Source organism: Bradyrhizobium sp. WSM2793, assembly GCF_000379585.1.
In the GTDB taxonomy this organism is placed as follows: Bacteria; Pseudomonadota; Alphaproteobacteria; order Rhizobiales; family Xanthobacteraceae; genus Bradyrhizobium.
The window spans coordinates 676,202-698,959 of the sequence record NZ_KB902768.1 but is presented as its reverse complement, the minus strand read 5'-3'; the positions used below and the strand labels follow the sequence as shown (position 1 = coordinate 698,959).

At 58.5% G+C, this 22,758-nt stretch carries 15 protein-coding genes; 1 reads left to right on the top strand and 14 read right to left on the bottom strand.

Annotation, left to right across the window (positions count from 1 at the left end; all coding sequences use genetic code 11):
- Window positions 1-15: 15 nt before the first annotated feature.
- Genes A3AS_RS0103045 through A3AS_RS0103025 form a run of 5 tightly spaced genes read right to left on the bottom strand, consistent with a single transcriptional unit; the run spans window position 16 to window position 5,824 of the window.
- On the bottom strand, window positions 16-1,491 hold the full coding sequence (locus A3AS_RS0103045; RefSeq protein WP_049814762.1) for an oligosaccharide flippase family protein: 1,476 nt from the start codon (window positions 1,489-1,491) through the stop codon (window positions 16-18).
- A 52-nt stretch (window positions 1,492-1,543) separates the two neighbouring features.
- Window positions 1,544-2,608 (bottom strand): Gfo/Idh/MocA family protein, encoded by a 1,065-nt coding sequence (locus tag A3AS_RS0103040; RefSeq protein WP_049814775.1) that lies wholly within the window; start codon window positions 2,606-2,608, stop codon window positions 1,544-1,546.
- 38 nt (window positions 2,609-2,646) lie between these two features.
- The gene (wecC, locus tag A3AS_RS0103035) at window positions 2,647-3,909 is read right to left on the bottom strand and encodes a UDP-N-acetyl-D-mannosamine dehydrogenase (RefSeq protein ID WP_018316131.1); all 1,263 of its coding nucleotides are present in this window, start codon (window positions 3,907-3,909) and stop codon (window positions 2,647-2,649) included.
- The gene (gene wecB / locus A3AS_RS0103030) at window positions 3,902-5,026 is read right to left on the bottom strand and encodes a non-hydrolyzing UDP-N-acetylglucosamine 2-epimerase (protein ID WP_018316130.1); all 1,125 of its coding nucleotides are present in this window, start codon (window positions 5,024-5,026) and stop codon (window positions 3,902-3,904) included. The genes wecC and wecB overlap by 8 nt, the downstream gene beginning before the upstream one ends.
- 3 nt (window positions 5,027-5,029) lie before the next feature.
- On the bottom strand, window positions 5,030-5,824 hold the full coding sequence (locus A3AS_RS0103025) for a WecB/TagA/CpsF family glycosyltransferase (RefSeq protein WP_018316129.1): 795 nt from the start codon (window positions 5,822-5,824) through the stop codon (window positions 5,030-5,032).
- A gap of 194 nt (window positions 5,825-6,018) precedes the next feature.
- On the opposite strand from A3AS_RS0103025, the gene A3AS_RS44705 reads away from it, so the two are divergent.
- Window positions 6,019-6,906, top strand: a complete 888-nt coding sequence (locus tag A3AS_RS44705; RefSeq protein ID WP_084674782.1) for a glycosyltransferase family 2 protein — start codon at window positions 6,019-6,021, stop codon at window positions 6,904-6,906.
- Window positions 6,907-6,921: 15 nt separating this feature from the next.
- On the opposite strand, the gene A3AS_RS0103015 is transcribed toward A3AS_RS44705, so the two are convergent.
- From A3AS_RS0103015 to rfbC, 9 genes are all read right to left on the bottom strand, one after another.
- Window positions 6,922-8,100 carry a hypothetical protein gene (locus A3AS_RS0103015; RefSeq protein WP_245283136.1) on the bottom strand — a complete coding sequence of 393 codons (1,179 nt, stop codon included), beginning with the start codon at window positions 8,098-8,100 and terminating at the stop codon, window positions 6,922-6,924.
- 18 nt (window positions 8,101-8,118) lie between these two features.
- Window positions 8,119-9,435, bottom strand: coding sequence for an HlyD family type I secretion periplasmic adaptor subunit (locus tag A3AS_RS0103010; RefSeq protein ID WP_018316126.1), 1,317 nt, complete (start codon window positions 9,433-9,435; stop codon window positions 8,119-8,121).
- Between the two features lie 104 nt (window positions 9,436-9,539).
- A complete protein-coding gene (locus A3AS_RS0103005) occupies window positions 9,540-11,753 on the bottom strand; it encodes a peptidase domain-containing ABC transporter (protein WP_020508608.1) in 2,214 nt (737 codons plus the stop codon).
- On the bottom strand, window positions 11,731-12,048 hold the full coding sequence (locus A3AS_RS0103000) for a hypothetical protein (RefSeq protein WP_018316124.1): 318 nt from the start codon (window positions 12,046-12,048) through the stop codon (window positions 11,731-11,733). The genes A3AS_RS0103005 and A3AS_RS0103000 overlap by 23 nt, the downstream gene beginning before the upstream one ends.
- 10 nt (window positions 12,049-12,058) lie before the next feature.
- Complete coding sequence (locus A3AS_RS0102995) at window positions 12,059-17,926, bottom strand: DUF4082 domain-containing protein (RefSeq protein ID WP_371260654.1); 5,868 nt, start codon at window positions 17,924-17,926, stop codon at window positions 12,059-12,061.
- 1,151 nt (window positions 17,927-19,077) lie between these two features.
- Window positions 19,078-19,965 (bottom strand): glucose-1-phosphate thymidylyltransferase RfbA, encoded by an 888-nt coding sequence (gene rfbA / locus A3AS_RS0102990; RefSeq protein WP_018316121.1) that lies wholly within the window; start codon window positions 19,963-19,965, stop codon window positions 19,078-19,080.
- Window positions 19,874-20,863 (bottom strand): dTDP-4-dehydrorhamnose reductase, encoded by a 990-nt coding sequence (gene rfbD, locus A3AS_RS0102985; protein WP_049814773.1) that lies wholly within the window; start codon window positions 20,861-20,863, stop codon window positions 19,874-19,876. The genes rfbA and rfbD overlap by 92 nt, the downstream gene beginning before the upstream one ends.
- A gap of 7 nt (window positions 20,864-20,870) precedes the next feature.
- Window positions 20,871-21,929 (bottom strand): dTDP-glucose 4,6-dehydratase, encoded by a 1,059-nt coding sequence (gene rfbB, locus A3AS_RS0102980; RefSeq protein WP_018316119.1) that lies wholly within the window; start codon window positions 21,927-21,929, stop codon window positions 20,871-20,873.
- Window positions 21,930-21,943: 14 nt separating this feature from the next.
- Entirely contained in the window at window positions 21,944-22,501 is a 558-nt protein-coding gene (rfbC, locus tag A3AS_RS0102975) for a dTDP-4-dehydrorhamnose 3,5-epimerase (RefSeq protein ID WP_018316118.1), read from the bottom strand.
- Window positions 22,502-22,758: the final 257 nt, after the last annotated feature.

The following is a 22,758-nucleotide window of genomic DNA, read 5'->3' as shown; positions in this document are numbered from 1 at the left end:
CCAATCACGCCAGCCTTACAGGACCGGGCGTGAGGGCAGCAGCCTGGGCGCCATCTCGGCAAGACCCGCTGCAGCATGACGAAGGTGCCCCAGCAGAGGATGCCCCGTCAGGATCAGTGCGCACCACCAGCAGAACGTGGCGACCACCAATGCTGTTATCAGGCCTGCGACGAAGTTAAGAGCTCCTGCCTCGATCAACACCGCACAGACGGCTACGCCCGAAGCGGTCCCCATCGTGACGGCACCGCTCTTCAGCAGGGCCCGGCCAAACTCGCTTGGCCGCAGTGCCAGATGCGGACTGAGGTAGTAAATCGCCACCGCTGCCTGGAATGGCAATGTCAGCAACGCGCATGCTGCAACTACTTCCACGCCAAAAAAGGACGCAGATAGGAGGGCAAGCAGCGAGGGTGGCAACGAGATGAAGGACGAGACAAGCGCGTCGCGCACGCGTCCAACTGCCAGGAACACAGGATAGGTCAGACACGCAGCGAACAGCGCCAGATTTGCAATGCAAAGAATGCGCACCAATGGCACGACTTCGAGCCAGGCTCCACCAAGCCAGATCAGGACGATCGGCTTTGCCATAATCGCCACGGACGTGAGAAATGGCCACTGCACGGCGGAAAGCAGTTGGACCGCATCCAGATACACGCCTTTTAGATCTGCCCCAGCTGCACGTTTGGTCACAATGGCCGGCATGATAATCGGGTTCACGACTTGCGTGACAAGCCTGTCGAATACCTGGGTCAGGTTGATTGCCCGGCTATAGAGACCCACAGCCGTGAGATCGAGGATCTTCGCCAGAAAGAGCTGAGGCGCGAGGTTGTAGAAGACATTGATGACGCTGACGCCGCTGGAATAGAGACCGAATTCGATGACGTCTCGGTATTCGGACAGCGAAGGGCGTAACACGCTGAAATCGCGATGCCAGCTCAGCAGCATGCCCGCGAGAACGATGCTCCCAGCCACACCACCCCAGATTGGAGCCATGTAGCTGAAGTTCAGTACTGCCAGTCCGATCGAAACCAGCGCAACCGCCACGTTGCTCGCAAAATTGCAGATCGCAAGGGTGCCGAACTGCATGTCACGGCGGAACAAGGCGATCAACGTTCCGGAGACCGGTATAACGAGAAGATTCAGCGCAGAAACCTCAATACCCCGCCTTAGACTGTCTTGCGCAAAGAGCCGCGATACAACGTCAGCCGTGACTAAAAGAATCAGCGCAATTGCCAGTGAGATCCCCCAGGTGATGGTGAACGCCGTTCTAATAGTCCCGCGCGACAGCTCACGCTTCTGAATCAGGTAATTTGCCCCTCCAAATTCCTGAAAAGCGGCCGCGATCACGGCGGTAAGCGCATTGACAACCGCATAAACCCCAAACTCGCTCGGCGTCAGCAGGCGCGAAAGCACCGCGGTGGAGACGAAAAACAGCACAAGACCCGCATAGCGGTCCACCGCAGAGAACAAGACTGAACGCTGTACTGAATTCATCGCGGCTCCCGACGCCGGGCTTAGCTGGCGAACAACCACGACCAACCGCCAACTAAGCCGTGGCCCGAGCCCGCTCCGCTTTCACGCTCGGCAATTGCCGAATCGCGACTGGCTTGCCCTGTTCCGTGATCGATCGCGAAGCCGCCTCAAGCACCTCGATTACTCGCAGCCCAGACATGCCGCTGGAAATCGGCTGCCCGCCGTTGCGCGCGCAGTCGATGAAATGCTCAACCTCGGTCTGCAGCGCCTCCCTAGGCGAGATATGCGGAGCCCACATGTCGCCGGCGCGATATCCGATTCGAAATTGATGTGCACTCTCGGGGGGCCTATCGAGAGTAATTCCCTTGTCATAGACCTTGATCTTTTCGGTCGGCTCGAGATCGTCATAGACGATCATCTTTTTGCTGCCGCCAATGAACGTCTGGCGTACCTTGACAGGCGAGAGCCAGTTGACGCTGACGTGGGCCACACACGCGTTGGCGAAGAACAATGTGATGTGAGCCATGTTTTCGGGCGAACCGACAACATGGCACGACCCCGTCGCCGAAACCGCGACCGGCTCCTCATCGAGGATATGATGGATGATCGAGATGTCGTGCACCGCCAAGTCCCAGATCACATTTACGTCTTTCTGAAACAGCCCGAGGCTCGCGCGTGTGCTATCGTAGTAGTATACGTCTCCCAGCTCTCTCTTCAGCACGAGCTCACGAATCTTCTGAACCGCCGGCGTGTAGAGAAAGGTGTGATCGACCATCAGTGTCAATCCGCGCCGATCTGCCTCGTCGATCAGGCGCATCACCTGCTCTGAGCTCGGCGCAAGGGGCTTCTCGACCAACACGTGCTTGCCAGCCCGCAACGCCGCAATCGCCAGTTCGTAGTGCGTGTGCACCGGGGTAGCGATAGCAATTGCATCAATCGAGGCGTCCTTCAGCAGATCGTCATAGTGCGTAGTCGTTGCTACCGCGGGGTAAAGCTGCGCTATAAGCCCGAGCCTGCCCGGATCGAGGTCGCTCACGCTGACAACGCGGGCGGCAGGATTGGCTGAGAAATTTCGAACGAGATTGGGACCCCAATAGCCGTATCCCACGACCCCGATTCCAAGCTGGCTATCTCGCATGCTAACCTCGATCCATTCGGGGGTTACGGCTTTATGCGTTACGTCCGCGCTGGCATATCCTGCCATATGCCGCGCGTATCGATGACATCGAGATGCCGTCGCTCTGACAACGGCACCATTTTGAACTCATCGTGATCGACGAGTAGAATCGCGATTTCGCAACTGCGCAGAGCTTCCTCTATATTGACCAATGCGACATGGTAATCGGCCAACTGAGGCGGCAGACGGCGCAGGTTCGGCTCAACGACCTTGATCCGTTCTCCGTACTTTGCCGCTAGATGCGTGGCTATCTCCATGGCCGGACTCTCGCGCAAGTCGTCGACATTGGCCTTGAAGGTCAATCCACAACAGGCGATGTTTGCGTAAGGATGATCGTCGATCAGCGCCTCAGTACGCTCGATGATCTTCTGCGTTTTGGCGTTGTTGACTTCCCGGCTTGTTCGCATCACGCGCGCTAGATCCGGCGCCGAGTCGATGATGAACCAGGGATCGACCGCAATACAGTGCCCACCCACTCCCGGTCCCGGCCGCAAAACGTTTACGCGAGGATGGCGGTTGGCGATGTCGATCACCTCCCAGACATTGATGTCGAACCTCTCGCAGATCAACGACAGTTCGTTCGCAAATGCTATGTTGGTATCTCGGAAGGCATTTTCCGTCAGCTTGACCAGCTCGGCTGCCCGCGCCGTAGTACCGACGCAAGCGCCGCGAACGAACATCTTGTAGAAGCGCTGGGCACGCCGCGTGCACGTCGGCGTAATTCCTCCAATGCACCTGTCGTTGTTGATAAGCTCGGTCAGGATCCGCCCCGGCAGCACGCGCTCTGGACAGTAGGCTACGTAGATCGCTCCGTCCTCCTTGCCGTTGACACCTATATGCAGGTCCGGCCTGCGTTCAATAATCCGCTTCGCCATGGCCTCGGTGGTTCCGATCGGCGATGTCGATTCGAGGATCACGAGATTGCCTGGAGCAAGGATATCCACGATATTGTCGACTGCGGCATTCACGCTTGACAGGTCTGGACGGCTTTCGCGGTCGATCGGCGTCGGCACTGCGATGATGAAAACGTCGGCCGGCTGCGGCTTGCTGGACGTTGTGAGCGCACCGCCCGACACGACTTTGGAGACAAGTCCGTCGAGATCGGGCTCGGCGATGTGAATCTTGCCCGATGCTACCGTATCGACAATTCGTTCGTTGGTGTCGATACCGAGCACCTGCATCCCTCGGCTCGCAATCAGCGCCGCGGTCGGCAGCCCGATATAACCAAGTCCAACGACATTGATCTTTTGGAATTCAGGCATCGAGAAGAACCTTCACGATACGGTCGCTTGCGTGCCCGTCACCAAACGGGTTATGCGAACGAGCCATGGCAGCATACGTCTCGTCATCGTCGAGCAGACGAAATGTCTCAGCAACGATTCGCTCGTAGTTCGCCCCGACGAGGCGAGCGGTTCCCGCTTCCACTCCTTCGGGACGCTCTGTCGTTTCTCGCATCACCAGGACTGGCTTGCCGAAAGTGGGGGCCTCCTCCTGGACACCTCCCGAATCCGTCAAGACCAAATATGATAACGAGAGCAGGCTCACGAAATCCGTATATTCCTGAGGGGAAATAAGAACGACCCGCGGATGATCCGAGAATCGAGACGCAAACAGGTCCCGGACATTCGGATTCGGATGTACCGGGAGCACCACGGCAACGTCCTCCCGTTGCAGGATGGTCTCCAACGCGTTCACGATGTTGACGACGCCGCCGCCGAAGTTTTCCCTGCGATGGCAGGTCACCAGGATGATGCGGCGATTGCCGTGGCGCTTTTTTATGCCGTCCCAGCGGCACGAGAGTCCTGGATCGGATTCGACCATGGCTTTCGCGAGGATGAGAGCGTCCACCACCGTGTTTCCGGTAACGTGAATGCGGTCACCGGAGACGTTCTCGGAACGCAAGGCTCGGGCCGCGCGCTCTGTTGGGGCAAAATGTTGATCGGCGATCGAGCCGACGATCTTGCGGTTCACCTCCTCGGGCCACGGTGCGAAGATGTCGCCGCTGCGCAGTCCGGCCTCGACGTGTGAGACCGGTATACGGTGATAGTAGGATGCCAATGCACCAGTCATGGCAGTTGCCGTGTCGCCCTGAACAATGACCCTGGTGGGCTTCACCTTTTCGAGAAGGTCGCCGATTTGTCCGAGCAACCGAGAAGTCAAGTGATCCAGCGTCTGATTTGTCGTCATGACGTTCAGATCGAAATCCGGGACCACTTTGGCCAACTTGAGGACTTGATCAAGCAGCTCTCGATGCTGTGCAGTCGCACAGATCGTTACTGAGATGTCCTTGCGCCGCTCAGCCTTCAGCCGGTTGATGACCGGAAAGAGCTTGATTGCTTCAGGCCGGGTTCCCAGAAGAATGAAGAAATGCTTGCGCACGCCTCACCCTCCGATCCGGCTCGGACCCGGCGGAAGGGCTCCGGGCGCACCAAGGGGGTGTCGAAGCCCCTGCCTGATGAGAGCTTGTGCCAGGACGCCCGCAAACAGGGCGTTTGTCTTGGCGTATCGCCACCACATCCGCCGGGGCTCCTGATAGATGCGGTACAGCCACTCGAGGCCCAGCTTCTGAAGCCGTACGGGCGCGCGCCGAACGGTACCTGCCAGGACATCGAATGCACCACCCACCCCCATGATAAAGGGCACGCCGAGATCATCGCGATGGGCGGCGAGGAAACGCTCCTTCCTGGGCGTCGGCATGCCGATGAAAAGACAATCGGCCGTGCTGGACTGGATGTCCCGGACGACGTCATTCTCCTGCTCGCGTTTTAAGTAGCCGTCGTGCCAGCCCGCAAAGACAAGTGAGGGATGCCTCTCGCGTGCGACTTGCAAAGCCCGATCCAGAACGGTGGAAGTGGCTCCCAAGAAATAGGGCTTAAAGCCTTCCTGGGCACATACCGCGAGCAACTCGGCAAGGAGATCTACGCCCGCCACCCGCGATGTTGCTGGAAGCCCCAGTGCTCGAGCGCCCCAAAGAATGCCCATGCCATCGATGCCGACAACATCGCTGTTGGCAACATCGGCCGCGAGTACGGGGTCAGATTGCATATTGACGAATTTGGCGACGTTCAGCGCCACATGTTGCAGCCGCTGGCGGCTGCGCATGGCTCTGTGCGCCAGCTCGACGGTTTCCGCCATTGTCAGCACGTCGATCGGGCACCCCAGGAATGCTGCACGCATTGGAACCTTATCTCCCAGAAAGATCGACCATATTTAAGTTGGCATTTAAGATTATTATTGAGATAATACGCCGGCGCCATTTAATTGCAAGTTTTAAATCGACTCGAATTTGCTATGCGGCGCGGAAAAACGAGGACGCCCTCGCTACGATTGAGACAGCAGATCTAACGGGAATTAAATAAAGGATTTAACCGATGATCTCGGTCGTTATTCCCCACCTCAACCAGCCTGACGCACTGGAAGCCTGTTTATGCAGTCTGGACGCACAGACCCTGAACCGGCACTCGTTCGAGGTCATCGTGGTAGATAACGGCTCGGCAACGCCGCCAGTGGACGTCGTTGCCGGTCATCCTGGCGTACGGCTGCAGCACGAATGGCAACCAGGTCCCGGCCCTGCGCGAAATGCAGGCGTCGCCGCCGCCAAAGGCGAGATCCTCGCCTTCATCGATGCCGATTGCAGGGCGCATCAGGATTGGCTGAGCAACGTGATGAAATGGTCTTGCTTGTCGCCGGCTGGCACAGTCCTCGGGGGCGACGTTCGTATATGGCGGCCGGAGAATGCGAGGCTTGATGCCATTGCGGCTTATGAGAGCGTCTTCGCTTATCGCTTCAAGCTCTATATCGAGCGCCACGGTTATTCCGGAACCGGCAATATGGCGGTGTTTCGCCGCGACTTCGATCGCGTCGGCCCTTTCGCTGGCATTGAGGTGGCCGAGGATATGGAATGGGGGGCACGTGCGCTGCGCGCCGGACTTCGATTTCGGTATACCCCTGAAATGATCGTCTTCCATCCGGCCCGAGGCTCTCTCCAGGAGCTCTACGCCAAATGGGATCGACACATTGCGCATTATCGCAACATGGCGGAAGGTAAACCTGTTTGGCAATTGCGCTGGCTCGCGCAAGCGTTGCTCGTCTTCGCATCTCTCGCACCAAACGCCGTGACTGTGCTAACCAGCGACCGTCTAAATGGTAGCGGCGTCCGCCTCAAAGCAATTGCCGTATTATGTGCCGTCCGGGCGCACCGCGCCATGACGATGCTTTCGCACCTACGGGGGCGGCGAGCAGTAGCTTGGAATCGTTAGTGCAACGGAAATTCTTCAGGCGCCGCCGAAGGCACAGTTGTTGGTCAGCTCCGGCAAGTCAGTACGCTGGCCGAATGACCACAGAATCCAGCCCAATTCGTAGCTACGGCACTCAAGCCGAACTTCCACGTCAGTGCCGTCGATCAGTCGCTCTCCCTTTCCGAGCCAGGCGTTCTTGACTGCGCGCAATACGCGCGGCGCCTTCGTTGTCAATTCGCCTTTGCGAACCTGCGAGCGGAGGGTCAGGCTCAGTTCAGGCACGAGCATGGCCCGGTCCAGCTGGTTCTGGCCAAGTACCCAGTTGAATCCCTTGACCAGGGCGTCCCGCGATCCCCTCTGCCCAAAGCGCTCCGCCCATTCCAGCAGTGCCGGGGCCATTCCATACTGATGAACCGAGTAGACCTCATAGAAATCAAGGACGCGGCCGCTCATCGCGTCGAAAAACCAGGGCCATTCACCTTGTGGGCCTTGAAGCGCTATCAGATTGCGCACGCAAGTATCGGCCATGACAAGCGCGGACGCGTCTCCGGCGAATTCCCCATATTGATAGCAGGCGATCGAGAGATAGGTTTGCGTCGCAAATGACGAGAAGCGGCGGCGAAACCCGAACGGTGCATCGAAGAACAATCCCGATTCGCTGTGGAAGCGTTCCTTCAGGAAACGAAAAAGCGGCCCGGCGTAGCGCCACCACTCGTTCTCGCCTGCCCTCGCCTGAGCCACGACTCCCGTGAGCAGCATGCCAATATCCTGCGCACGAAAGCTCTTCCACCTGGACTCGTCGGCGAGAATGGCCGTCAGCTCGCGTTTGACCGGCTCGGGCGTTTCGAGGCCGAGCTCGGCGGCGCTCCACAGCGCCATACCGAAGGCGTACTTGCGCACCGGAAGCCTCGTGAGTAGCGAAGCGTTGCGGCTGAATATTTCGGGCAGATCAAGACCACTCGGAACTCCAGCGACGCGCGACATCCCGAGTAAGACATTGAGCGTATAGAATACGTCGCTGTTCGGTACCGACTCGTTTGGCGAAGGACGTCCATCGAGATGGAAAATGTGCGACCACCGGCGATGTTCAGGTAACCAGCAACGTTCCAGCCCATTGAGCGCATAGTTCACCAGCGGTGAATTGTGCGAGAGCTTACTCGAAGCCGTGGGCACCAGGAGCTTCACCCCAAAATTTGGACTAATGATCATGGTCATTTACCATCCCTAGCCGGGTCAATATTCCCGGATGCTTTCATCCAATCCGCGCAGCAATGGATAGAGGAAATAGGAAATCACGGTGCGCTTGCCGACTTTCAGTTCGGCCGTCACCGCCATCCCCGGAATCAGTTGAATACGCTCAGGAGGAAGCCGAAGGTGCGTGTCCGACAAATCGACCAGTACGCGGTAATAGGGAGCTGGCGCACGGCGCGCACCTTCGGCCTTCGTATCCGGCGAGAACGTGTCCTGACTGATGACGCGGACTTCTCCCGTCGCGGTTCCATACTTCTGAAAAGGAAACGCTTCGAACTTGATCCGAACCGCTTGTCCAAGCGCCACCTGACCGATATCCCGCCCCTCGACGTTGACCTCCGCCTGAAGAGGCACGTCACGCGGAACCAGGACAAACAGCGTTTCCGCTTCGCGAACCACCGAGCCGACGGTCCGGTTCGCAATATCCAGCACCACGGCATCTGCCGGCGCCTGCAGGACGATCAACTGTCGACGAAGCTCGGCCTTCTTCAATTCCTCTGCTGCGCCGTTACGCTTCGGCACCGTCTCCACCAATTCCTGATAAGTGGTACGACGAAACTCCTCGGCGAAGACCTTCTGGTCGGCGCGGGCCTTGTCCAGCCGATGCGTCGTGTCGGCGATACTGCCACGAACACGCGCCAAATTGCTCTCGACCTCGAGCCGTGCATCGCGAGACAATAGGAAGTTCAGCCTCGAACCGACTTCCTTGTCCATCAGTGTGGTGCGCATGGCTTCAATTGAACGCATCGTGTCGAGACGCTGAAGGAGAACCGCCTCTTCGTTCTGTGCTGTCTTGAGATTGGCTTGAGCGGAAGCGATCTGCGCGTCGTAATTCTGGATCTGCGCTTCGTAAGCGACCCTCCTCTGCAAGAACAACTTGCCCTGCAGCACCTGGTCCGCGTTCGCGAGCTCCTTGACGGCGTACTCGGCTCCATTCAATTCGGCGCCCAGCCGATCGATCGAGGCATCGAAACCGGCCACTCTGCCGCGCAATTGATCGAAATCCGCTTGCGAGAACGTCGGATCGAGGGTCGCCAGAACGTCGCCGCGGTTCACGCGGTCACCGGCCTTGACGTGGATCTCGCGTATGACCGACGTTTCTAGCGGCTGCACGACTAGGTTGGGACGTGTCGTGGTCAATTTTCCCTGTGCCGTGACGATCATCTCCACTTGCGAAACGGATGCCCAGGTGACCGCAAAGGCAATCAGTGCAAGTACGGCGTAGAGGGTGAGACGCGCGAGCCGCGGAGGCGCTTGCTGCTCAACTTCGGTTGCATCGGACTGGAATTCGGCGATCACGGGTGCTTGCCTCGGCCCTGGCCTGAACCTTCGCCGTCGCTCGATCGTTCTGGCCGAAACCAGACCGTCCGGCTTTGCATCCGCCCGTGATTGTCTTGTCTCCTTCATGCGATCTGCTTCATCTGTTGGTTCCACAAAAGCCTGTAGATGGTGCATTTCGACAGGAGATGGTCGTGGCGATCCACGTCCACGATACGGCCGCGGTCCATCACCAGAATCTGGCTCGCTTCGGTCAGCATCGACAGCCGATGCGAGACGATGATGACGGTACGCCCAGCCGCCAAACGGCGCAGATTGCGCCTGATGATCATTTCGCTTTCGGAGTCGAGGGCACTCGTCGCCTCATCCAAAATCAAGATCCGTGGATTGACGATCAGAGCTCTCGCAATCGCGAGCCGCTGCTTCTGTCCGCCGGACAGGTTGGAGGCGTCTTCCTCAAGCATGGTGTCGAAGCCTCGGGGCAACCGCTCGATGAACTCGTCCGCACCTGCGAGCTGCGCCGCAGCGACCACCTCGGCAAAGGTCGCATCGCGTTTCGCGCAGGCAATATTGTCGCGAACCGTCCCGCGAAACAGGAAATTATCCTGCAAGACGATTCCGAGGTTTCGGCGCAGGTGGGCCAGGTCGAGCTCCCTCGAATCATATCCGTCGACGCGCAGCAGCCCCTGCTGCACCGGATACATGCCGGAAATCAGCCTTGTGAGCGTCGTCTTGCCGGAGCCGCTGCGGCCCACGATTCCGAAGATCGAACCTGGCACGATGGTGAAGGAGACGTCATCAAGCGCCGGCGCTCCCTCAGCTCCGTAGCGAAAGGAAACACCCTCGAACTCGATTTTGCCGACGAGGTCGGGCCGAAGCCCATCTTTCCTCCCATCACGCTCAGGCTTCTGATTCATCACCTCGCCAAGCATTTTCACGGCAAGAGCCACTTCCTGGTACTCGTGCACCATTGTCACGAGCTGGACCAGCGGTCCGGAGACCCTCCCGGCTAACATGTTGAAAGCGACCAGCGCGCCGATTGTCATTTCCCCGGCGAAGACATCGAGTGCGCCGACAGCGATAATGCCAAGCGTCATGATCTTCTCGAGAAAGCCGGTGAGCGCCTGAGCACCTGCGGAGATTTTCTCGACGCCGAATCGCATGGCCACGGACTGCGCACAGCGGCTATCCCAGATCCGGCTCTGCACTGGTTCCATCCCAAGCGACTTCACCGTGCGCATGCCGTGAACTGTTTCGACGAGAAGAGCCTGCCGCGCACCTTCCGCCTGGTAGAGATCGTACAGACGCCGCCGGAAAGGACCCATGAGCAGGCCGACAACAGCGCCGCTCGCGGCAGTGAAGGCCAGAACCATGAGCGTCAGCTTGACGCTGTAGAGTGCAAGTACCGGCAGGAAGACAAATAGCGAGAGCGCGTCGAGGGTCGTCAAGAATAGTCGCCCAGTCAGAAACTCACGGATTCGCGCCGCTTGTTGCATGTGCTTGACGAGGATCCCAGCTGCCATGTGTTCAAAGAAGGTGACCGGCAGCCCGAGGAGATGACCGAAGGTCTTCGTGGCAACTCGAATGTCGACCTTGTTGGTCGCATAAAGCAGCAAGTAGCGCCGCAAGAAGCCGAATATCGCATCAAAGACGAGCGCTACGCTCGCACCGCAAGCGAGTACGTAGAGCGTGGTGAAGCTCTCGTGAACCAGAACCTTGTCGATCACGAGCTGGAAAAAGATCGGGATGATGAGGCCCAACGCATAGAGCAGGACCGCGGCAATCGCGACGTCCCTAAAGAGTCGCCATTGACGAAGTAGTTCCGGTACGAACCACCGGAGGCCGAAACTCCTCCGACCATCCTGCGCAAACTGCTCGCGCTTGATCAGGATCGTGTCGCCGGCCCATTGGGCACAGAATCGGTCCCGGTCGACAACCAGGACCTCGTGCTTGCGGTCCGCGAGCGGGTCGAAGATGCTGACGACCTCCTCTCCCTCAGCTCCCCGCCCCGCATCAAGAACCACGATCCAGTTGCCATTGGCGAGTCGAGCCAGCGCCGGATAGGCTTCGCCGAGACGAATCAGCGCGCCCCAGTCCAGTTTCGTGCCACTTGCGCGTAGGCCTGCATCTTTCGCCATGTGCAATAGGAGATTCAACGAAAGCGGGCCGGCCACGGCGTAAGCGTGCTTCAAGCGCTCGACCGGCAGATCGATGCCATGATGACCGCAAATCTTGGACAGGCATTCCAAGGCCGTTTGCGTTGCCAATCCGGGGGCATCCGCAACCTGGTCCTTCACGCCGCCAGCGTCGTCGATTTCAGCGGAAGTTTGAAGAGACATTCAAAGGCCGTGTGTTGGACGCGAGCGCATCACGTGACCCCGAGGCACCATTGTGCGACTCGGCTGGATTCCGCCGGACCACGCCGGCGTCAACCAGGCCCTGAAGCGCCTTCTGCATCACATCGACCGAATTGGCGAAGGATTCGACCGAAAAGATCAACCGCTGAGAAAACACTCGTTTGGGGACATTGTTTGCGTCACGCTCCGTCGGTGAAAGACTGACCAGATCGACGCGGACGATGGTGCCACTGACGGTGATTTCTTCAATTCCGTCGGTATAAAGTTCGGCGTGCATTTTACGTCTCCTATGCTGCCAGCTGCGGCCTAAAAACTACGTCAACGCCATAGCTCGTCGCGTTGTAGGTGTTGGTCGGAAACAGGCTTTCTGTCCCGTACGCAAACACGCCGTTGCCGCCGATTGATGCGGAGGATGGCGCTGATAGAGGTCCGTTGGTAATTGCGTTGGCGAGCAGGCCTGGATCGGCCGCGTAATTGCCGGCAGTGTGATAGGAGGCGACGTATGTAGTGCCCGGCATGATAGTCACAGGCGTAGCGAAATTGACCTGCTGCCAGCCGTTCGCCGTTTCATTGGTGAAGGTCGCAGTTGCCAGCAAAGACCCGGTGCCGCTCCAAAGATCCGCAACGTGGATGCCCGTGTTGGAAGGCCCCTTGTAAAAGCGAAGTCCGATGACATCGCCTGGGCTGGAGGTCTGAAATTTGATGCCCAATTCTACCGACTTTGGATCATTGGCCGCCACAATGCTGGGCTCCTGACTTGCGCTGAACAGGCGCACAGTTGTCGAAGACGCAGCGGTCACATTGAGAGCGACGGATGCACTGGCGATGCCGCCCTGGCCATCGGAGATGCTATAGTTGAAGGAAGCCGGTCCCGTATAGCCAGTCGTCGGAGTGAAGGTCACGCTGTTGCTTTGGACGTTGAAGCTGGCGGTGCCATTCACACCGTTGCTCGCGCCTGTGATCGTGAGCGTATCGCCGTCGGCATCGGTATCGTTGGCAAGAAGTGCCGAACTGGGGATTCCGAAGGGGACGTTCTGCGTGGCGTAGAAGCCGCTGTCGTTCGCGGCGACCGGTGACTGGTTGGCGCCGCCACTCGAGCTTTTGAACAGGACATCCACCCAGTAGTTGGTTGCGTTATAGGTACTGGTCGGGAGCAGATTGGCTGTTCCGTAGGTGTAGACGCCATTGGTATTCGCAGGAGCTGTGAGCGGGCCGTTGGTGCGAGCGGTCGTGAAGTAGTTGGGACTGGAAGCATAATGGCCGTTGCTGTGGAAGCTCGCGACGTAGGTGGTGCCCGCCGCAATGGTCACGGGATTGCTGAACGTGACGGACTGCCAGCCGCTGCTGCTCTCGTTGGTGAAAATTGCGGTTGCCAGCAGCGTGCCGGTGCTGCTCCACAACGAACCCGTATGGGTGCCGAGGTCATTTGCGCTCTTGTAGTATTTGATGCCGGAAATCGTGCCTGTCACGGACGACGAGAAGTTCACTCCGAGGTTGACTTGCGAGGTGTCCGAACCCGACCCCACCGCCGGGGCATCGGAGCTCGAGAACAGGCTCACCGTCGAAGGAACTGCCGACACTGCGATATCGAATGTCTCACTGCTGGTGAGACTACCGAGATCGGTCGCAGAGACCTTGACGCTGAGCGTGCCGACGTCAACTGACGTTGGCATGCCGCTAAAACTTCGGCTCGACGCGTTGAACGTGAGCCAGGCCGGAAGCGGCGAGCCGTCAGCGGCGGTTGCCGTGTAGGTGAGCGAGTCGCCGGCATCGACATCGGTGAAGGTGCCGGCGGGCAACGTCAGCGAGAACGCCGAGCCAACGGTCACGGCCTGGTTGCCGGTCTGGATCGCCAGTACCGGCGCGTCGTTGGCGCCATGAATGGTGACAGTAAGCGTGCTCGACGATGCAACGCCCGCGGCGTCCCGCATCGTATAACTGAAGACATCGGTCAGCGTATTGGTCGATTGCCGCAAGGCTTGCACGGCCGTATCGTTTTCGTTCACCGTGTAGGTGAAAGCACCCGAGGCGCCGAGCAAGAGGGCGCCGTGCGCGCCCGCGATAGCTGAATTGACAGTCCCGTTGGTCGAGCCAAAGCTGACCGCCGTGACGGTCTTTGTGTCACCGGAATCGGGATCGGTATCGTTGGTCAGCACGTTGCCGACGGCGGACGAACCGCCAGTGCTGTTGCCCGTGCCGCCCTTCTCGGTGGCATTCGTGGTGTCAGCAACCGCGGTTGGCGGGTTATTGTTGTCGGCGGAGGAGCCGTTGAAGACGACATCGACCCAGTAGTTGGAGGATCTGAAGGTACTCGTCGGGAACGCGCTTCCCGATCCATAGCTATAGACGCCGTTGGCGCCAGCAGGAGCGGTTAACTGGCCGTTGGTGAGCGGCGTCGCGAAATAATTCTGAGTACCGGAATAATTACCATTGGTGTGATAGGACGCGACGTAGGTCGTGCCTGCCGTGATGGCGACAGGATTGGCGAAATTGACTTGCTGCCACCCGCTGGGTGTCTCGTTCGTGAAGGTGGCAGTTGCAAGCAGGGTTCCGGTCGAACTCCAGAGATCCGCAATGTGGGAGCCCGTATTCAACGATCCTTTGTAGAATCGCAGGCCGGTTATTGTCCCGTTCACGGATGCGGTAAACTTGACCCCGACTTCGACGGGGCTGGTATCGCCGGAATTTGCGACGTTCGGCGCATCATTGGTGCCGAACAGGCTCTGCGCGGAGGCCGGATAGTTGACCTTGAGCGACACCTGCCCGGACCCGCTTTGGCCGCTCGTGTCCGTGATCGTGTAGGTGAAACTTGCCGCCCCGGCATAGCCATTGGCGGGGGTAAAGGTCACGGTCTGGTTCTGCGAATTGTAGCTTACGCTTCCATTGGCCGGGTTGCCGACGCTGGTAAGCGAGAAGGCCAGACCGGACGGGTTGGTGTCGTTCGCTAGCAGGGTCGATGCCGGAATGCTCAGCACGCCATTTTGGCTAACGGTGAAGCCGCCGTCGGCGTTTGCTTGCGGCACGCTGGCAGCGGAGGAGCCGTTGAAGACGACATCGACCCAGTAGTTGGAGGATTTGAAGGTATTTGTCGGGAACGCGGTTCCGGATCCATAGCTATAGACGCCATTGGCGCCAGCCGGAGCGGTTAACTGGCCGTTGGTGAGCGACGTCGCGAAATAGTTCTGAGTACCGGAATAATTACCATTGGTGTGATAGGACGCGACGTAAGTGGTGCCTGCTGTGATGGCGACAGGATTGGAGAAATTGACCTGCTGCCATCCGCTGGGTGTCTCGTTCGTGAAGGTGGCAGTCGCAAGCAGGGTTCCGGTCGAACTCCAGAGATCCGCAATGTGGGAGCCCGTATTCAACGACCCTTTGTAGAAGCGCAGCCCTGTTATTGTCCCGTTCACGGATGCGGTAAACTTGACCCCGACTTCGATGGGGCTGGTATCACCGGAATTGGGGACGCTTGGCGCATCGCTGGTGCCGAACAGGCTCTGCGCAGAGAGCGGATAGTTGACCTTGAGCGACACCTGCCCGAACCCGGTTTGGCCGCTCGTGTCCGTGATCGTGTAGGTGAAACTCGCTGCCCCAGCATAGCCATTGGTGGGGGTAAAGGTCACGGTCTGGTTCTGCGAATTGTAGCTTACGCTTCCATTGGCCGGATTGCCGACGCTGGTAAGCGAGAAGGCCAGACCGGACGGGTTGGTGTCGTTCGCTAGCAGGGTCGATGCCGGAATGCTCAGCACGCCATTTTGGCCAACCGTGAAGCCGCTGTCGGCGTTGGCTTGCGGCGACGTCGTCCCTGAATCGGTAAAAACGACGTCGACCCAGTAATTCGCGGCCTTGACATAGGAGGTGTTGCCGGGGAAGACCGGGCCACTGCCATAGGCATAGACGCCGTTGAGGCTGCTACCGGGCGCGGTGAGCGCACCTTTCGTAAGGCCCCCATAATCGATGAAGTAGTAATCGGTTGAGGAATAGTGGCCAGTGTTCGTGTGATAGGAGGCAACATACGTGACGCCGGCCTGCACGTTGACGGGCGTCGCGAAATTAACCTGCTGCCAGCCGCTCGCGGTTTCGTTAGTGAAGGTGGCGCTCGCGAGCAGAGTGCCGTTTGAGGTCCAGAGATCACCAATGTGGGTGCCGGTATTCTGGGGCCCTTTGTAGAAACGGATACCCGTGATCTTGCCAGACGCGGTAGGGATGAACTTGACGCCAAGCTCAACTGAGTCGGAATCGCTGTTTGAGATCACCGCAGGCGTGTCGGTACTACTGAAGAGCGTCAGATTGGATGACGGCGTGACCGTGTAGGTAACGCCCGCCCCCGGCGTTTCCAGATTCAGGCTGTCGTCGATCGCCCTGGTTTTGAGACTATATGTCCCCTGACCGGTTGTGACGAACGTGTATGACCACGTCACGTTCGCCGCACCGACATTGCTGTTGGCCGGATGCCACGTTGTGCCACCATTCGTGGAGACTTCAACGCCGGCAATCTTTCCGCCAGCATCCGCGGCCGTCCCCGTCACTGTAATCGATTGCCCCTCCGCAACGCTCGCAGCTGAGAGATTGGTGATGCCAGAAGTCGGCGCCGTACCGTCTGTGGATTTGAACGCGGCCGCCAAGCTCGCTTGCAGCGTCGCTGGTTGAACCCCCATGTCGGCGAACAGGTTCACCATCGCCTGCTGTACATTGGGATCTACCGGAGTTGCCGGTCCGTCGTGGTCGCTAGCAAGCCCCCAAGACCAGTTGATTGAACCGGCCGAAAATATCAGTGCACCACTAATAGGATCTCGATGCAGGACAAGATTATGTGTCGCCGTGCCTGCACCGAAGGTGTTGCCATAATCAAGCAGATACTTTCCGTCCACCTGCACTGTTGAAGAGGATACATTGATCAACCCAGCTGGACGAAATCCGTTATCCGGCGCGATGTCCCATTCAACGCCTAATAGGCCCGGCACGAGCGAGGCGGTCTGCCCGGGTGACGTTTGCGCGACAGCTGTATTGCGCCAGAAGCGCAATTGGGTCATCGGGTACGGTATCGTGATCGTGTCATACCGGAACGCGTTGACAGCGAACAACGTACCAGTCAGGGAATTTGCGGGAAGAGCAGGGCCGAACCGCGGGTCGGCGAAATTGCCGGTCGCCTGCCCTGTTGGATCAATAAGGGCATTTGCGTGCGTGTCCTTGTAGCTAATCAGTGTGCGGTTGGCTGATCCGCTGCCGTCGATGCTGGGTGCCAACCTTGTTTTCCAAAAAATCTCGTTACCGACGAGAAACGCAAGGTTCACGCCAGCATGCGCCGCGGCCTCTACGTTGGCGCGCTGAGCTTCGGTCCAATACTCGTCATGCCCCGCATCCATGAACAATTTGTGATTAAGCAATAGCGAGCCGTTTGTCGCAGCATCGATTCCAGAGATGTAGGAGACATCGTACCCATTCTGCTCCAGCCAATAGATTGCCGCGATCTCCGCCGCGAACGGGGAGTCTCCTCCCTCGGCAAAGGTGCCGGTGCCATCACGCGTTACGAGGGGTCGATTGTAACTGACTGCGTAGGCTGATCCGTTGACGCCAGGCCCGTTGCCGAAATACAGATTGGCCCCTCCCCAACCGTTGTAGGCTTGCCAGTCCTGATCGCTTGTCTGGAGCACGATGTCGCTGTGCGAAGCGTCATTTCTTATGATGAACGGGATCTGAAATATCTGGGTGCCGTTGACGACGTTGGCGATGTAGACGCCCGAGACTGCATCGGTCGGCACGCTCCAGGAGTCCGTCACGCTCCAGTTGCCGGCATCTACGAGGCCGGTCGACGGGTCACGTAGGGGGGCGGGCTGGACGACCGCGGCAGCGGCCTGGTGCTGTAGGCTCGTAACCAGTCTGGCACCATTGCCACCGTAATAACCTAGCCGGTACACATCGACACGATAGGTCGGGTTGCCGGTTTGGTTGCTGATCTTGAATTGGACCGTCCCCCCAACATTGGTGCTGATTGCTGTTGTAAACCCTTGAGTCTGAGTCGAATTGTCTCCCGGCTGGATCTGCCAGACACTTTTCGGCGTACCCGGCTTCTGATTTTCCAGTACGATGGAGTTTGTGGGCGGATCAGAGACAAGGGTGCCCCCCTGCCCGTCACTCTTGAAATTCCAATTCAGGTCCATCCCCGAGAAAAGCAAAGTGGCACTTGCGGCACCGTTGCTAAAATCGACCGTGCTAATATTCGAACTGTTGTCATAGTGGACGGCTGCCGACATCGAGGATGTGAAGGGTAGATCTTTCAGGTCGATGAGGTTCCCCGGCGAAAGCGGCGCCCCAGGGGACGAACCTGCGATCAACCCGTGGAATTTGGCCGACTGATCGAGGACCAGCGTGCCAGCCTCCGTGCCGAACGACACGGTTATGCCGGAGAACGATCCATTCAAGAACTGCCCCGAAACCGAAGCTCCGATCTCCAGGATCGCCTTGTCTGCAATTTCGAAAGATCCCGTGCCTTTGACGTCGCCCTTAAAGTCCCCCGTAGCAATGCGATTGCCAAGGAACGCCCCAACTTCGACGGTCCCGTTGTTCAGTACATCGCCTTCGACGACAAAGGGCGACCCACCGATCGAAAGCGTCGCGCCTGCATCAACGACCAGGCTCCCGATATCAACACGGGCAGTGCTGGTGACGACATACGCTCCCGCCGCATCGAGAACCGCGGAGTCAATGATCCCTGGGACGCCGGCGCTCCAGTTCGTAGCGACATTCCAGACCCCGTCGCTCGAATTGGTCCAGTGTGTGGTGCTCGGGGTCGACACCGATGATGATGTCGGCGGCGTCCGCTCGTTTGCCACAGTTGGGATCGTCGCGGCCAAGCCCGGATGGCGGCTCGTCAAAGACGTCGAAGACAGCAGAGCAGACAATCGCGACTGGAAAGATGGGAAGAGACTGGGCAAGGCGCCGCGCAAGTCTGGCGGATCGCCCGAGCCGGCCCCAGACGACGCGCGGGCGAAATCGGCGACCCTAACCGGAAGCGGCAGACGCGAAGCCACGCTCGCTGAGGGATCAGCAAACAGTTGGCTCCAGAGGACGGATGGATCGGGGCCATCGAACGCATTCCAAAACGCCGATTCTGGCCAAAAGGCGGGGGTAAGTTCCCCTGGCAAAACGGCCCGGGCTCCCCGACCAAAGACGCTCGCCTTTTGCACCAGCATGGCTAGACCGATTAATTAAACTAACCCTATCGATTTAATTCTATTTTAAATCGTCCGTCAATTCAATGCATATATCATTCAGGTGATTTACAATTATCGGCTTGGTAGAGCTGTTATTGCGAAGCGCAATGCGGCAGCCGAGTGATTTCGTTCAGATATTTGCCATAACCGCTCTTCTCCAGCGGCTGCGCGAGCGCGAGCACCTGATCACGATTGATGAAGCCAAGTCTGAAGGCGACCTCCTCGAGGCAAGCAATCTTCATTCCCTGCCGCTTTTCTAGGGTTTGCACGAACATCCCTGCATCGACGAGAGACTCGAACGTGCCGGTATCCAGCCAGGCAAACCCCCGTCCCATGCGCTCGACGTGCAGCGCGTTGGCCGAGAGGTAGCGCATCTGAAGATCGGTAATCTCGAGCTCTCCGCGGGGCGATGGCTCGACGCGACGAGCGTAGCGAACAACCCGGTTGTCGAAAAAATAGAGCCCCGTAATTGCCCAGTTCGAAGGCGGTCGTTTGGGTTTCTCCTCGATCGATACAGGGCGGTCCGCCTCATCAAACGCGACCACGCCATATCGTTCTGGGTCTCGCACGTGATAAGCGAAAACCGTGGCGCCTTCCTCACGTCCCGCCGCCTTGGCAAGCAGTTCACTCAGGCCATCCCCGAAGAAGATATTGTCCCCAAGAACCATCGCTACACGATCGTTTCCGATGAAATCGGCACCGACGATGAAGGCGTCCGCGAGACCGGCGGGACGGGCTTGTTCGGCGTAGCTGAGCCGAATGCCCCATTGGCTCCCGTCGCCCAGCAACCGCTCGAACTGACACCGATCGGACGGCGTGGTAATAATCAGAATTTCGCGGATCCCTGCCAACATCAGCGTCGACAGGGGATAATAGATCATGGGCTTGTCATAGATCGGGAGCAACTGCTTGCTGACGACGCGCGTGATCGGATAGAGGCGCGTTCCGCTGCCGCCAGCCAGCACGATTCCCTTCAGCATTGGTTTCTCCTTCTCCCGCTAACTGATCGAGACAGGCTTCGAGCGAATGGCGCCAGGGCGCCAATCGAATCCCGAACACGCGTTCGGCCTTGGATGAGTCGAGGCGCGAGTTTCGAGGCCGACGCGCAGCGGTCGGAAACTCTTCCGTCGTGATCGCCTCGAGCGCCGGAATCCGCTCTCCGCGACGGGAGCGCGCGTCGAAGATCGCCTGCGCAAAGTCGTACCAGTTCGTCTCGCCTCCGCCAGCAAGGTGAAAGATGCCGGCCGTCGCCCTGCGATCGTCCGTTACTGACCGTTCTGCGATCCGAAGCACGGCCTCCGCGAGGTCGAATGCACAGGTCGGATTTCCATGTTGGTCCCGAACAACCCTCACAATGGGCTGGCTCTCACATAGCCGCAGCATCGTTCGAACGAAGTTGCTGCCATAGGGAGAGTAAATCCACGAGCTCCTGATCACGGTCGCGAGCGGGTGTGCGGCCAAAACAGCAGCCTCGCCGGCGAGCTTCGACGCACCGTAGACATTCAACGGCGCAGGAATGTCACTTTCGTCGTAGGCATCCGGTTTCGCACCGTCGAACACATAGTCGGTCGAGAGATGGATGAGTGGAATGTTCATCTGCCACGCGACATCTGCCAGCGCCGCCGCGCCATCGCGGTTGATGCTGAAGGCTTTCGCTGCTTCGGATTCGGCCTGATCTACCGCGGTGTAGGCTGCCGTATTGATGATCGCAGCCGGCGCGACCGACGCGATGAGCTTGTCGATCCCCTCGCGGTCCTCCAGATCGAGCTCTCGACGCCCGAGGGCCACCACAGGCAGACCGCGCATTGCACCGAGATCAAGAAGACACCTTGCCAGCTGACCATTCCGTCCGGCAATGAGGATGGGGCGATCTGTCATCTTCACCTCAGTGTTGGGCAGCCAGGAGACCCAGACGCGTGCCGTCATAGACACCGCAGCTAGCACGCTCCCACCATGCGCGATTCTTGAGATACCATCCGACGGTTTCGGCCAAGCCCTCTTCAAAGGTTCTCGTCGGTCCCCAGCCAAGTTCGCGATGTGCCTTCGACGCGTCGATCGCATAGCGCGCATCGTGCCCCGGACGATCCGGCACGAACGTAACCAGAGATCGTCTCGCTCCCACACCCGGGGACAATCGATCCAGCACGTCGCAAATCTGGGTGACGACCTCCAAGTTGGATCGCTGGCTGTCTCCTCCAAGATTGTACTTCTCGCCCGGTTTCCCATCGTAGAGCAGTCTTATCAAGCCGGTGGCATGATCATCGACGTGAAGCCAGTCGCGAATATTTCTGCCGTCGCCATAGACTGGTAGAGGCTTCCGGTCGATCGCATTGAGGATTGTCAGCGGGATGAGCTTTTCCGGGAACTGGTACGGCCCGTAATTGTTCGAGCAATTCGATACGATGACCGGCAGACCGTAGGTTCGAAACCACGCGAGCGCGAGGTGATCCGAGGCGGCCTTGCTGGCCGAATACGGCGAACTCGGCCTGTACGGCGTGTCTTCGCGAAACAAGTCGTCGGGCCCTAGTGAACCGTAGACTTCGTCCGTCGATACATGGATGAAGCGGAATTTCTTGCGTCTCAGAAGCGGCAGGTGCTCATAGTAGGTCCTGGCGGCCTCCAACAGCGTGTAGGTGCCAACTATATTGGTGTTGACGAAGGCGTCGGGCCGGGTGATCGAACGGTCGACGTGGCTTTCTGCGGCCAGATGTATGACCGCATCCGGCTCGTAATCGGCGAATGCGAGATCCATAACCTCGCGATCGCAGATGTCGGACTGCAGGAACGCATAAGATTCCCGCGTCTCGATGCTCGCCAGCGCAGCTGGGTTGGCTGCGTATGTCAACTTGTCGATGTTGATGACTGCGGCACCAGTCTGCAGCACCAGACGGCGACACACCGCAGAACCGATAAAGCCCGCTCCGCCGGTCACCAGGATACGCATTCTACTCGTCTCCACTACTCAAAAACGAAACCAAGCTGGTTGAACGCAGGAAGGGTTTGGTCCTTTGGTGACACCTGAGCCTGAGAGATTGTCACGGGCCACTTGATCGCTAGCGTCGGATCAGCCCAATAGACGCCGCCGTCGTGGCTCGGGGCATAGACCTGGTCGACCTTGTACAAGACGACGGTCTTGGGTTGCAGCGTACAGAAGCCATGCGCGAACCCCTTCGGAATGAACACCTGCTCACCACTTTCACTATCCAGCTGGATGGCGATATGCTTGCCGAAGTTGGGCGATGACCGCCGGAGATCGACGGCAATATCGAGAATGGCCCCGTTCAACACCCGTATGAGTTTCGCCTGGGCGAAGGGCGGTCGCTGGAAGTGCAGGCCACGTACCGTGCCGATCCGGTCTGAGCTGGACTGATTGTCCTGCAGGAAGTCGTGGAGGATACCCTTTTCGGCAAAGGCCGATCGCTGGAAGGTCTCACAGAAGTAGCCGCGGCCGTCGGCAAACCGATCTGTTCGAACTACTTTGACATCAGGGATCGCCAAGGATCGCAGCTCCAGCATTAGGTACTCCTGCCGGCCCTCACTTCAGAATCGGGTTTCCATGCGGAGGGCATAATCCCCGATGGAATTAATTCTTTGCCAGGCCAAACCGGCCCCTAACCATCGCATTATTTTTGATGAAAACACTGCACGGACCTTAAGTGACGGAAATACAATACTATTTTCCCACGATTTGACCCAAAAATGACGCGCTCATTGATTTTCTATCTCGCTTCAATTAATATATGATTCATTTAATTTGGCAAGCGGATTTTTAT